Origin of the sequence: Streptomyces sp. NPDC029041, assembly GCF_040637515.1 — a bacterium.
Classification (GTDB): Bacteria; Actinomycetota; Actinomycetes; order Streptomycetales; family Streptomycetaceae; genus Streptomyces.
Genome location: NZ_JBEZWO010000007.1, coordinates 186125 through 198855, shown reverse-complemented (window position 1 = coordinate 198855; position 12731 = coordinate 186125). Strand labels below are relative to the sequence as shown.

Genomic DNA, 12731 nt, shown 5'->3' with positions numbered 1-12731 from the left:
CACTGTGAGTGTCCGTATGGAGTCGCGACGATGAGTCCGGACGAGCCGTTCGACGATGGCGTGGCCGCCCGTGCCGTCATCGCCGTCGACGGCACGCTCACCGAGTGGAGCGAGGGTGCGCGCCGTCTGCTGGGGCACACGGCCGACGAGGTCGTGGGCCGCCCGGCCGCCGCGCTGCTGGCCGACGGCGCGGACCCGCCGTCCGTGCGGGAGGGCTCCCGCTGGAGCGGCACGCTCACCTTGCGTCACCGCGACGGGCATGCGGTGTCCCTCTGGGTGCTCGCCCACCGCAGACCGCCCGACGGAGCCGAGGCGACCGATTGGCTGGCGGTGTCCCCGCCGGAGGCCGCCGACCAGCAGCTTTCGGACGACCCGCTGGTGCGCCTGGCCCTGACGCAGTCGCCCTGCGCCACGATGATCTTCGACGAGCGGCTGCGGCTGCGCGGCCTCAACGACGCCATGGCGGACCTCCTGGGGCTGCCCGCCGCGCGGATGCTGGGCCTGAAGCCCACCGACATCGGCAGCCGGCCGCAGAACGCCGAGCTCGAGGAGCATCTGCGCCGGGTGCTGAGCACCGGCCGGCGGCAGGACATGCAGACGTACATGAAGGCGACCGGCGAGAGCCGGGGGGCCCACGCCTGGCTGGCCAGGATGGCCCCGCTCACCGACGGCACCGGCCGGGTGCGCGGCGTGTGCGTGACGGCCCACGACTTCTCCGACCAGTACCGCTCACGGGAACGGCTGCTGCTGGTCAACGAGGCGAGCGTGCGCATCGGCACCACCCTCGACGTCACCCGTACGGCGCAGGAGCTGGCGGACGTGTGCGTGCCGGCGCTCGCCGACTTCGTCAGCGTGGACCTGCTCGACCCCCGGGAGTACGGCGGCGAGTCCTCCGGGCCGCCGATCCCGCCACTGAGCCTGCGCCGGTCCGCCCACCAGTCCGTCAACAAGGGCAGCCCCGAGGCCGTCGCCGAGCCCGGGCAGGTGGATGTCTACCCGGAGAACTCCCCGCAGGCCGCCTCCCTGGTGGCCGGGCACACGGTCGTGGCCTCGGGCGCGTCCGGCGACCTCGAGCGCTGGCTCGCCTGGGACCCGCTGCGCTTCCAGCGGATCGAGGAGTACGGCATCCACTCCACGATGTCCGTGCCGCTGCAGGCCCGTGGCACGACCCTCGGCGTGGCGGTCTTCACCCGCTTCCGCCGCCCCGAGGCGTTCACCCCCGACGACGTGCTCCTGGCCGAGGAGGTCACGGCCCGGGCCGCCGTCTGCATCGACAACGCGCGCCGTTACTCCCGCGAGCGCGAGACGACCCTGACCCTGCAGCGCAGCCTGCTGCCCCGCACCCTGCCGCGCACGGCGGCGGTGGAGGCCGCGTCCCGCTACCTGCCGGCCACGCGCTCCGGCGTGGGCGGTGACTGGTTCGACGTGATCCCGCTGTCGGGGATGCGGGTCGCCATGATCGTCGGCGACGTCGTCGGTCACGGCATCCAGGCCTCGGCCACCATGGGCCGGCTGCGCACCGCCGTCCGTACACTCGCCGACATCGACCTGGCGCCCGACGAGCTGCTCACGCACCTCGACGACCTCGTCGTCCGGCTGTCGGAGGAGTCCGGCGGGGACGACGGCACCGGAGAGGTGGGCGCGACCTGCCTGTACGCGGTGTACGACCCGGTGTCACGGCGCTGCACCCTGGCCCGCGCCGGGCACCCCCTGCCCCTGCTGGTGCCGCCGGGCGGCCCGGCGCGCCAGCTCGACCTGCCCTCGGGGCCACCGCTGGGTGTCGGGGGGCTGCCGTTCGAGGCGGCCGAGGTGGAGCTGCGTGAGGGCAGCGTCCTGGTCTTCCACACGGACGGACTGCTCGTGAGCCGTGAGCGGGACGTCGACACGAGCGGCCGGATGCTCCGCGAGGCCCTGTCGGCTTCCTCCGGCTCCCTGGACGAGACCTGCGACCGCGTGCTGAACACCCTCCTCCCGCCGGGCGGCTCCAGCGACGACGTGGCCCTGCTGCTGGCCCGCACCCGCGGCCTGCCGTCCGCCCAGGTCGCCACCTGGGACATCCCGGCCGACCCGGCACTGGTGGCCCCCATCCGCAAGCAGGTCGTCGACCAGCTGGAGCGCTGGGGGCTGCTCGAAGCCACGTTCACCGCCGAGCTGGTGGTGAGCGAGCTGGTCACCAACGCCATCCGCTACGGCGCCCCGCCCATCCGGCTCCGGCTGATCCATGACGCGGCCACGCTGATCTGCGAGGTGTCCGACACCAACCACACGGCACCGCACCTGCGCCGGGCGAAGACCTGGGACGAGGGCGGTCGCGGTCTGCTCCTGGTCGCCCAGCTCACCCAGCGGTGGGGCAGCAGGCACACCGGCGAGGGCAAGACGATCTGGGCGGAGCTGGCCCTGCTCGGCGACGAGCTCTGAGCACCCGCTCCGCACCGGCAGGCGGGCGGCGGCACGGTGCCGCCGCGGCGGCCGCCGAACCGGCCGGCAGCCGGGCGGTGACCCCCGCGGTCTTCGCGACGGGCGGCGCGCGCCGGACAGGACGGGGCAGGCCCCGGCAGTTCTCTTACCAGCGCCTGGTTTCATGGGCGGGCACGACCAGATCACGCTCCGGAGGACACCGCCCTGAACGCCCCGCTCGCCGAAGTCCTGTCCGTGACCCTGCTCGCCGCTGTGCTGATCTGGGCCGTCGCCCGTCCGAAGGGCCTGCCCGAGGCCGTGCTGGCCGTGCCCGCCGCCGGACTCGCCATCACCCTCGGGGTGATCTCGCCGGAGCACGCCGGGGAGGAGATCCAGCGCCTCGGGCCCGTGGTCGGCTTCCTCGCCGCCGTGCTGGTGCTCGCCCACTTCTGCGACGTGGAAGGGCTCTTCACCGCCTGCGGGGCGTGGATGGCCCGCTGGGCGGCGGGGCGCCCCACACGGCTGCTGACCGCCGTGTTCGCGCTTGCCTCCGTCATCACGGCCGTACTCAGTCTGGACGCCACGGTCGTCCTGCTGACCCCGGTGGTGCTCGCCACCGCCACCCGCATGGGCGTGCAGGCACGACCGCACCTGTACGCCTGCGCCCATCTGTCGAACACCGCCTCGCTGCTGCTGCCGGTCTCCAACCTGACCAATCTGCTGGCCTTCACCGCGAGCGGACTGAGCTTCACCCGCTTCGCGGCCTTGATGGCCCTGCCCTGGCTGGCCGCCATCGCCGCCGAATACCTGGTGTTCCGCCGCTTCTTCGACGACGAACTCGCGGCGCCCGTCCCCTCCCCCGACCCCGCCCCTCGTCCCGAACCGCTCCCGCTGTTCGCCCTCGTCACGGTCGGCTGCACACTCGCCGGGTTCGTCGTGGCCTCCGCCGTGGGGATCGCGCCGGCCTGGGCCGCGACGGCGGGTGCGCTGGTGCTGGCCGGGCGGGCGCTGGTGCGGCGCCGGGCCACGCCGCTCGCGGTGGTGCGCTCGGCCCAACCGGCGTTCCTGGCGTTCGTGCTCGCACTCGGCGTCGTCGTGCGCGCGGTCGTCGACCACGGGCTCGCCGACGCGCTGCGGCACGTCCTGCCCGACGGCTCGGGGCTGCTCACCCTGCTGGGCGTGGCGGCGCTGGCCGCGGTCCTGGCGAACCTCATCAACAACCTGCCCGCCGTGCTGGTGCTGCTGCCCCTGACCGCCGGGTCCGGTCCCGGTGCCGTGCTGGCGGTGCTGCTCGGGGTGAACATCGGCCCCAACCTGACCTACGCCGGATCGCTGGCGACCCTGCTGTGGCGGCGGATCGTCCAGCAGGGCGGGCACCGGGTCGGGCTGGGCGAGTTCACACGGCTCGGGCTGCTCGCCGTACCGGCCGCGCTGGTGTCGGCCGTGACCGCACTGTGGCTGTCACTGGCCGTCGTCGGCGTCTGAGCCCACGCCCGGTCAGCGGCGGCCGTCTCCGCCGCGGCCGTAGCCGTAGCCGGGGTAACCATGGCCAGGGTTGCCGTACCGGCCGTCGGAGTCGCAGTAGTAGCCGTAGCGGTAGCAGGACGGGTCGGTGGCGTCCGGGCTGCTCGGCGTCTTCTCCGGCGCCGTGGAGGCCGGGGACGGAGTCGGTGTGGGCTCGGGTGTCTTCGACCGTGCGGGACCGGGGGACGGTGCGGGGGCGGAGCGGGTCGCCGGAACGGTGTCCCTCCAGTTCACGGCCTGCATCTGGAGATCGGCCTTGGTGCTGTCGATCACCCAGCGCTGGACCTCGTCGTCCGTCCGGGCCTTGAGGACCAGGGCGCCCGAGCCGTCGGTCGCGGCGGGGGCCAGGGCGAGGTCCTGGTCCCAGCGGGGCACCAGGGCGCCCTGCAGGGTGAAGTCGTAGCGGATGTTCTTCGGGTCCGGCCGGGAGGCGCCCGCGCAGGGAGCCAGCCGGAGCGAGTAGCCGAGTTGCGAGTCCAGGCACAGGTCCGGCGCGGCGCCGTTGCGCAGCAGTCCGTCGGTCTCGTACGTCCACTGCTGGGCGGCGTCCGCGGAGCAGGTCGTCAGCTCGGCCTCCGCGCCCTCGACAGCCTTCTTGCCGTCGATGCCGACGCACAGGTCCGAGGCGACGTTGCGCAGCCGGCCGTGCAGGGCGCCCTGGCGTGCGTCACCCGCGCCGGTCCGGGACGGGTCGGTGTTCCCTTCGCCGGCGTCGGGGTCGGGTGCCTCCCCGGCGGGTCGGCCCGCGCCGGCCGGGGCGTTGTCACCGGAGTCGCCGGTGGACCACAGGACCAGCGGCAGGACCACGAGGCCGCCGACGGTCAGGATGCCCACGGTGAGATTGCGCCGCCGTGCGACACGGCGGGCGGCCCTCCGGGCGGACCTGCCCGACCTTCGGGCAGCGCTTCGCGAGCCTTCGCGTCGGTGGGCCGGGGCCACTGTGGCGGTCGGCAGGGAGCGGCCCGCGCCGGCCGGAGCCTCGGCGGTGTCCTCGGCCGGGTCGCGGCTCTCAACCCCGGCAGGGGGCGGCGGAGCGGACGCCGGGCCGCTCGGCTCGGTGAACGACTCCCCCACCGCGCCGGCGAGGGCGACCGGGTCGGGGAAGACCTCACGCCCGTCGCCGGGCTGCCCCGGGAAGGACTCCCGCGCCGCACGCGACGGGGCAGGGAACGACCGACCCGCCGTGCCGGCCGGGCCGGCGGAGCCCTCGCGCGAAGCACCGGCCGGATCCGCGAGGCCTTCGCGCGCCGCGCGGGGACTCGACAAGCCCTCGCGCGCCGCACGGGCCAGATCCGTCAGGCTCTTGCGCGCCGCACCGGCCGGATTCGTCAGGCCCTTGCGTGCCGCACGGGCCGCCCCCGAAGACAGCTTGCGCGCCGCACGCGGCGAGGCCGGGAAGCCTTCGTGCGCCTCACCAGCCGACTCCGCAAGCCCCTCGCCACCCGTCGGTCCCGCAAAACCTATGCGCCCCGCACCCGTCGGCCCCGGGGAAACGTCGCGTCCCACGCCCCTCGGCCCCGGGGGGACCTCGCGTCCCGCACCCCTCGGCCCCGCAAAGCCCTCGCGAGCCGCACGGACCGGATCCGAAAGGCCCTTGCGCGCCGCACCGGACGGCCCCGGAAAGGCCCCGCGTGCCGCACGCGGCGAGGCCGGGAAGCCTTCGCCCGCCTCACCGGCCGACTCCGCAAGCCCCTCGCCACCCGTCGGTCCCGCAAAGCCCTGGCGCGCCGCACGGACCGGGTCCGGCATGATCTCGTACGCCATACCGGCCGGCTCCGGGAAGACCTCGCGGGCCAGGGCCACCGGGTCCGGGAACAGCTCGCGTGCCGCGCCGACCATGGCCCCGGCGGCCGCACCGGCCTCCGCACCGGGCCGTCGGCGCTCCGCGGGCCGCCCACCTCCGGCGTGGTCTCCCGCCTCGCTGGTCCGGCTCTCCGCGTAGCCCCGCCCGCCCCAGCCCAGCACCCCTTCCGACAGGGCGACGCCGAGGCCGTGGTTGAACTGGTCGAGCTGGTCCGCGGCAACGCTGCAGTGCCCGCAGCCCTCGATATGCGCGCGTAGATCGGGGTCGATCTCGAGACCCCCACGCCGGTACGTCACGTCGAGCAGCCGCAAATAGCGCCGGCACTCCTCGTCGGGGGCGAGTTCACGGTGGAGCTGCAGGCACTCCTCGCGCAGCCGGTCGCGGGCCCGGTCCAGTTCGACGCGCGCGCCCTCCTCGTCCAGGCCGAGCAACGCGGCCGGGGACGCCGGCGGTTCGGCCTCGACCTCGACGTGCCACAGCAGGCAGCGGGCGGACTGGGGCAGCCGCTGGAAGGCGCCGGACAGCAGGCGCCGGTGTCGCGACGGCAGCAGCCGGGAGGCCGGCCGCTCCCCCTCGCCGGTGCCGGCCAGCAGTGCCGGGTGCAGCATGTCCAATCGGTGGTCGCCCGCCCACTCGGCCGCGATCCGCCGCACGGTGAGGAGCAGATGGGGCCGCCACGCGGAGGTCGGTCCGTTCTGCCGGAGGGTCTCGCCGAAGAGCCGGGTGAACGCCGCGGTGGTGAGCATGCCCGCGGAGCGCGGACCGTCGGTGCACAGCCGGGCGTAGGAGAAGGCCGCCTCCCAGTGCCGGTCCAGCAGTTCGCCGACGGGGTGGAGTGCGGGCGTCGCCCCGGTCCACTTCCTGAGCTCCGAGCTCAGTTGCTCGTCCGTCGCACCGAACCCGCGGGCCGGGGCCGGGGAATTCGACGGGCCTGCGTCTTTCACGGCTGCATTCCTCTCAAGGACATGCGGAACAAAGTCCGTACCAAGGGGTATGCCGGCCGGCGGCCGCACGCATACGAAAGAAAGGCGTGTGGGGGCACACCGACAGAGCACACCTTTGCACAGGTCAGGGACAGGGAACAAGCGATCTCGCGGTTTCGCGTATTGCGTGGGCGCACAGCGGCTTTTGACAAGAAGTCAGCCAGTGGCGCGAAAGGGATTTCCGTGCCGTCTACCCCTTTCTTTACGACTGACATTTTCCTGCCCGTCGGGTGCCTGGAAACCATTGAGTCACCCCCGAGCAGCAGCTCACGCGGTGGGCGGCGTTTCCGCACCGGTCTTTCGAGGTCCGCGGCAGAACCAATAGCGGTGCTCAGCCGGTCGCACCGCCGTGTGTCGCGCGGTACGCCCCGGGCGGTGCCCCGTAGCGCTCGCGAAAGGCGCGGTTGAAGTGGAACGGGCTGACGAAACCCGAGGCCACCGCGACGCGTTCCACGGGCAGGTCGGTGCTCTCCAGCAGCCGGGCGGCATGGCGCAGCCGCGCCTCGCGCAGGGCCCGCATGGGCGAGCGGCCGAGCTGGCTGCTGAACAGATGGGCGAAGCGGGACGGCGACAGCGCGACGCCCTCGGCGAGTGAGCGGACGGTGTGCGGGGCGCCCGGGTCGGCGTCGATCAGCTCCTGTGCGCGACGGACCCGTGCGTCGAGGCCGGGCCGGGGAGCCGGCAGCCGGGCGGTGGTGAGGAGGACGATCTCCTCCAGTGCGCACAGGGCCAGTTCACGGGCAGCGCTGCCGTGCGCCACGGCGACCTGCCCGTCCGGGGGTGCCCCGCCGGGCGGTGCTTCGGTGCCGGTCCAGCGGGCGTCGCTGTGCATCCGCCGGAACGCCGCCCCGACGCGGCCGTGCACGCCGGCCGGGACGGAGGTGACCACGTACATCCCGTGACCGGCGTCGTACGGCCGCAGCCAGGCGGCCCAGGACGGGCGGGCCTGGCAGTGCGCCCACCAGAACCGCCAGTTCCGGGCGCCGGGCTCGACGCCGTACCCGTGCGGGACGCCCGGGGCGAGTACGACCAGTGCGCCCGCCCCGGCCGAGGTGTTCGCACCGCCCTGCCACAGCCGTCCCCGGCCTGCGGTGGTCCAGGTGAAGAGCCAGCTCGCGGACCCGTGCGGCCGGCTGACGCCGTACCCGTGCGGCTGGTCGAAGTGGCCGAGCACCACCAGTCCGGGCGGCGGGGCGGGATCCCCGGCGTTCCCGGCACCGTCGGCGTTCCCGGCACCGTCGGCCTTCCCGGCACCGTCGGCGATCCCGGCACCGTCGGCCTTCCCGGCACCGTCGGCGATCCCGGCACCGTCGGCCTTCCCGGCACCGTTGGCGATCCCGGTTTCCTCGGCGTCCCCGGTACCCCCCGTCCGCCCGGTCTTTCTCGGCGCGCCAGTCTCGGGCAATCCGTCAGCACGCACGGGCATCCTCCTGGGCGGCGCGGGGGCCTAGCGTTTTCCGCCGAGGACACCCGAGCGAGGAGTGCATTCATGACAGTCACGGGCAACGGTGCAGTCGGCGCCTCCATCCTGGACCGCGAGGGGCTCCACCGGTACCGGGAGGAATTCGACGAGGTCGGTTTCACGGTGGTACGGGGGCTTTTCGCGGTCGACGAGATCGACCGGCTGTGCGGGGAGTTCGCGGCACTGCGGGCGGCCGGTCCGGTGCCCGGGCACTTCGAGCCGCGCGCGGTGGACGGGCCGGATGCGGATCCCCTGCACGTGTGGCCCCGGGTGATGCACCCGCACGAGATCAACGACTTCGCGCGCGAGATCCTGCTCGACGCCCGGCTGCGGACGGTCCTGGAGGCGCTGCTCGGGGAGGAGGTGCTGGCCGCGCAGAGCATGTTCTACTTCAAGCCGCCGGGCGCCCGGGGGCAGGCGCTGCACCAGGACAACTTCTACCTCAGGGTGGAGCCCGGCACGTGTGTGGCGGCCTGGACGGCCTGTGACGTGATCGACCGGGAGAACGGTGGGCTGGAGGTCGTGCCGGGCACGCACCTGATGGACCTGTTCTGCCCCGAGCAGGCCGACGCGGACGTGTCCTTCGCCCGGGAGTACGTTCCGCCGCCGGCCGGGCTGGCGCCGGTGCCGGTGGACATGGCGCCGGGTGACGTCCTGTTCTTCAACGGCAGCCTGGTGCACGGCTCGCAGCCGAACCGGACGGCGGACCGGTTCCGGCGGTCGTTCATCGGGCACTACGTGGGCCGGTCGACGGAACGGATCGGGCGGTTCTACCGGACGCGGGCGATGAGCGGGGCGAGGGTGGAGCTGGCGGAGAGCGAGGGGGCAGGCCCTTGCGGAACGGAGTTCGCGCCGCAGGGGCCTCACTGACCGTCGAGGGGTGGATTCAGTGGCCGGCGACGGGGTGGGGGCCGTACGGGCGCTGGAGCTCCTCCAGTTCCTCGTCGGTCAGCCGGAGTTCCACGGCGGCCACCGCGTCCTCAAGATGCCCGGGCTTGGAGGCGCCGACGATCGGTGCGGTCACCGTGGGCTGGTGGAGCAGCCAGGCGAGGGCGACCTGCGCGCGGGAAACGCCCCGTTCGCCGGCGATGCGGGTGACCGCCTCCACGATGGTGCGGTCACCGTCGTGGTACAGGCTGCCGCTGAAGGCGTCGGTGGCGCCGCGCCGGGTCGTGGTGTCCCAGTCCCGGGTGAGACGGCCGCGGGCGAGCGGGCTCCAGGGCAGCACCCCCACCCCCTGGTCCGCGCACAGGGGGAGCATCTCGCGCTCCTCCTCGCGGTAGATCAGGTTGTAGTGGTTCTGCATGGAGACGAAGCGTGTCCAGCCGTTCAGACGGGCGGTGTACTGGGCCTTGGAGAACTGCCAGGCGTACATCGAACTGGCTCCGATGTAGCGGACCTTGCCGGCCTTGACGACGTCGTGCAGGGCTTCCATCGTCTCCTCGACCGGGGTGTGCGGGTCGAAGCGGTGGATCTGGTAGAGGTCGACGTAGTCGGTGCCGAGGCGGGTGAGGCTGTGGTCGAGCTCGGTCATGATGGCCTTGCGGGACAGGCCGCCGCCGTTCGGTCCGGGCCGCATCCGGCCGTGCACCTTCGTCGCGAGGACGATCTCGTCACGGCGGGCGAAGTCGCGCAGGGCCCGGCCGACGATCTCCTCGCTGGTGCCGTCGGAGTAGACGTTGGCCGTGTCGAAGAAGGTGATGCCCGCCTCGACGGCCTGCCGGATCAGCGGGCGCGAGGCCTGCTCGTCGAGGGTCCACTCGTGGGTGCCGCGATCGGGCAGCCCGTAGGTCATGCACCCCAGGCTGATCCGCGAGACGTCCAGGCCCGTCGAACCGAGCTTCACGTACTGCATGGTTGCTGCTCCTGCTCTCGGGGGGATCTCACGGGGAGCGTATGTGTTCGTGTGCGCTCAAAGGCAAGGCCGGGCGGGGCTCCTGAAAGGCCGTCCGCGCGTGGCCCCGGGCCTGTCCGTCAGCGGCGTTCGACCAGATCGAGGGCTCGCTCCCAGCCGAAGTCCGGTCGTCCGCCGTCCTCCCCCGGCTCTCCCGCGTACGGCTCCCCGAACCTCACGCCCATGCCCCGCAGCCGTTCGAGGCTGTCCCGGTAGGCGGGGTGGGCGGCCAGGGCGTCCGCCACGCACGGCAGGACGGCGATCGGCACCCCGAGCCCCGCGGCCTCGCACAGGGTGCCCAGGGCGAGGGTGTCGGCGATGCCTGCCGCCCACTTGTTGACGGTGTGGTGGCGGGGGCGACCACCACGGCATCGGGCGCCGGAAAGGGACGCGGCTCGCCGGGCGTGCGCCAGGCGGAGCGTATGCGGCGATCCGTCCGGGCCTCGACCGCGGCGGTGTCGAAGAAGCCGTTCATGGCGGCGGGCGTCGCGATGACTCCCACCTCCCAGTGCCGGGCCTGTGCGGCGGTGATCAGTTCGCCGAGGTCCGCGGCGATGCCGGCGGCGCAGACGACGACGTAGAGGAAGGGCTTGCGGGCGGCCTGTTCGATCATCCCGGAACCCTAGCGACTCCCCCCGGGCTCACCGGACCGGCAAGGTGTCGGCGCGTTCCGGCTCCGGCCGGGGGCCGGCAATGCGGCGCTCGTTCTCCCCGATCGGCACGTCGTCGATGCTCGCCTCGCGCCGGGTCATCAGGCCGTGCTGGTCGTACTCCCACAGCTCGTCGCCGTAGCGGCGCCACCACTGCCCCCCGCCCGTCCCGGCACTCGTACTGGAAGCGGACGGCGATGCGGTTGCCGTCGGAGGCCCACAGGTCCTTGCGCAACGCGTACTCCTGCTCGCGCTCCCACGTGCGGGTCAGGAACTCGGCGATCTCGGCGCGGCCGGTGAGGAAGGTGTCGCGGTTGCGCCGGACGGAGTCCGGCGAGTAGGCGAGGGACACCTTGTGCGGGCCACGGGCGTTCCAGGCGTCCTCGGCTTCCTGGACCTTCGGGCCTCCCCAGGAGCGCCGAGCCCGCGGCCGGGCCCGCGCGAGGCGGCCCGGCGGCTCGGGGGGGGCCGAGGTGGATCCCGGGGGGGGCAGCTCACCGTCTCGGACACGGCGATGGCGCCGACCGGGCAGGCGCGGGCCGCCTCCCGCAGCAGCGGACCGCCGCTGTCCTCGCCGCCCGGCAGCAGCGTGCTGTATCCCTCGTCGTCCTGGGTGAACACGTCCGGGGCGGTCAGGGCGCACTGCCCCGCGCCGATGCAGACGCCCTTGTCGATGTGGATGTCGATGTCGATGTCGATGTGCATGTGTGCGCAGGCCCTTACCAGGTCACGGGGAGTTCCAGCATCCCCTGGATCGTGTCGCCCGGCTTGAACGGGATCTCCTCGGCCGGGGCGGCCAGGCGCAGGCCGGGCAGCTTCTCGAAGAGGCTGTGCAGGGCGATCTCCAGCTCGGCGCGGGCGAGGTTCTGGCCGAGGCACTGGTGGATGCCGAAGCCGAACGCGACGTGATGACGGGCCGGGCGGCTCCAGTCCAGCGTGTCCGGATCGGGGTAGACCGTCTCGTCGCGGTTGATGAGGGAGGTCGCGAAGACCACGCCCTCGCCCTCGCGGATGGTCGTCCCCGCCACCTCGATGTCCTCGACGGCCAGACGCAGCATGCCGTCCGCGATCGACAGCATCCTCATCAGCTCCTCGACCGCGGCCGGCACCAGCCGCGGGTCCGCACGCAGCTCGGCGAGCCGCTCGGGGTGCTGGAGGAGGGTGAAGGTGCCGAGCGAGATCATGTTCGCGGTCGTCTCGTGGCCCGCGACCAGCAGGATGAGGGCCATGGCGATCAGACCCTCGCGGTCGAGGTCGCCCACGCGCGGCTGCCGGTGGACCAGGTCGTCCAGCAGGCCGGTGCCCGCCTCCCGCTGTTTGCGGTCGATCAGTTCGCCGAAGTACGTCTCCAGCCGGTCGCGGGCGTCGAGGACGTCGGCGGTCTCCGGGCCGCACAGCAGCCGCCGCGACTGGGTCTCGAAGAAGTCGTGGTCGGTGTAGGGGACGCCGAGCAGGGCGCAGATCACCATGGACGGCACGGGCAGCGCGAAGGCGCTCACCAGGTCCGCGGGCGGACCCTGGGCGATCATCGCGTCGAGCCGTTCGTCCACGATCTGCTGGATGCGTGGCCGGAGTTCGACCGCCCGCTTGAGGGTGAAGTCCCCGACGACCATCCGCCGCTGGACGCGGTGCTCGGGGTCGTCGACGCCCAGCAGGGCCGTTCTGCGGTTGCGGATCCCGGCGAAGCGCCGGGTGGGGGCGGGGAAGCCGGGCCGGTCGCGGTCGGACGACAGCCGCGGGTCGGCCAGCAGCGCGCGGGCGGTGGCGTGCCCGCTGACGAGCCAGGCCTCTCGGCCGTCGAAGAGGGTGATCCGGGTCAGGGGGCGTTCGGTGCGCAGTGCGTCGTAGGCGGCCGGCGGGTGGTAGGGGCAGGTCCGGCTCTGGGGGAAGGCGACGGGTGCGGTCGTTTCCGTCATCGAGACCTCGCAGACGAGTAGTGCGTCGCGTCGCATCATTAGATGCCCAGGGCATCTAATGATGTAAGGCGGGGTGGACACCAGGGCCCGACCGCGGCCCG

Annotated in this window: 7 protein-coding genes and 4 pseudogenes; 3 read left to right on the top strand and 8 right to left on the bottom strand. The window is 73.5% G+C overall.

From position 1 onward, the window contains the following. Positions 1–30 precede the first annotated feature (30 nt). Positions 31–2418, top strand: coding sequence for a SpoIIE family protein phosphatase (locus AB0F04_RS19565; RefSeq protein ID WP_362043126.1), 2388 nt, complete (start codon positions 31–33; stop codon positions 2416–2418). Positions 2419–2622: 204 nt separating this feature from the next. Further along, positions 2623–3882 carry an SLC13 family permease gene (locus AB0F04_RS19560; RefSeq protein WP_362043523.1) on the top strand — a complete coding sequence of 420 codons (1260 nt, stop codon included), beginning with the start codon at positions 2623–2625 and terminating at the stop codon, positions 3880–3882. Between the two features lie 12 nt (positions 3883–3894). On the opposite strand, the gene AB0F04_RS19555 is transcribed toward AB0F04_RS19560, so the two are convergent. The 3 genes and pseudogenes from AB0F04_RS19555 to AB0F04_RS19545 all read right to left on the bottom strand — a co-directional run bounded on the left by AB0F04_RS19555 (position 3895) and on the right by AB0F04_RS19545 (position 7885). Beyond that, complete coding sequence (locus AB0F04_RS19555; protein WP_362043522.1) at positions 3895–5670, bottom strand: RICIN domain-containing protein; 1776 nt, start codon at positions 5668–5670, stop codon at positions 3895–3897. Positions 5671–5847: 177 nt separating this feature from the next. Beyond that, positions 5848–6669: pseudogene (locus tag AB0F04_RS19550) on the bottom strand (hydrolase); the annotation flags it as partial. Between the two features lie 370 nt (positions 6670–7039). Further along, on the bottom strand, positions 7040–7885 hold the full coding sequence (locus AB0F04_RS19545; RefSeq protein WP_362043521.1) for a helix-turn-helix domain-containing protein: 846 nt from the start codon (positions 7883–7885) through the stop codon (positions 7040–7042). Between the two features lie 312 nt (positions 7886–8197). Between AB0F04_RS19545 and AB0F04_RS19540 the strand changes: the two genes are divergently transcribed. Further along, positions 8198–9040: a phytanoyl-CoA dioxygenase family protein gene (locus AB0F04_RS19540; RefSeq protein ID WP_362043124.1), complete on the top strand. Its 843-nt coding sequence runs from the start codon at positions 8198–8200 to the stop codon at positions 9038–9040. Positions 9041–9056: 16 nt separating this feature from the next. Here the strand turns inward: AB0F04_RS19540 and AB0F04_RS19535 are convergent, their stop codons facing one another. The 5 genes and pseudogenes from AB0F04_RS19535 to AB0F04_RS19515 form a co-directional block, all read right to left on the bottom strand. Continuing rightward, positions 9057–10025, bottom strand: a complete 969-nt coding sequence (locus tag AB0F04_RS19535; protein ID WP_362043122.1) for an aldo/keto reductase — start codon at positions 10023–10025, stop codon at positions 9057–9059. A gap of 119 nt (positions 10026–10144) precedes the next feature. Continuing rightward, a pseudogene (locus tag AB0F04_RS19530) lies at positions 10145–10677 on the bottom strand (flavoprotein). A 28-nt stretch (positions 10678–10705) separates the two neighbouring features. After that, a pseudogene (locus AB0F04_RS19525) lies at positions 10706–11114 on the bottom strand (DUF1348 family protein); the annotation flags it as partial. A 95-nt stretch (positions 11115–11209) separates the two neighbouring features. After that, positions 11210–11419 (bottom strand): annotated as a pseudogene (locus tag AB0F04_RS19520) (ferredoxin); the annotation flags it as partial. Positions 11420–11433: 14 nt separating this feature from the next. Continuing rightward, positions 11434–12630 (bottom strand): cytochrome P450, encoded by a 1197-nt coding sequence (locus tag AB0F04_RS19515; protein WP_362043120.1) that lies wholly within the window; start codon positions 12628–12630, stop codon positions 11434–11436. Positions 12631–12731: the final 101 nt, after the last annotated feature.

Coding starts and splice junctions, on each gene's coding strand:
- AB0F04_RS19565 (WP_362043126.1), top strand. CDS start 31: ATGAGTCCGGACGAGCCGTTCGACGATGGCGTGGCCGCCCGTGCCGTC.
- AB0F04_RS19555 (WP_362043522.1), bottom strand. CDS start 5,670: ATGCCGGACCCGGTCCGTGCGGCGCGCCAGGGCTTTGCGGGACCGACG.
- AB0F04_RS19540 (WP_362043124.1), top strand. CDS start 8,198: ATGACAGTCACGGGCAACGGTGCAGTCGGCGCCTCCATCCTGGACCGC.
- AB0F04_RS19535 (WP_362043122.1), bottom strand. CDS start 10,025: ATGCAGTACGTGAAGCTCGGTTCGACGGGCCTGGACGTCTCGCGGATC.
- AB0F04_RS19515 (WP_362043120.1), bottom strand. CDS start 12,630: ATGACGGAAACGACCGCACCCGTCGCCTTCCCCCAGAGCCGGACCTGC.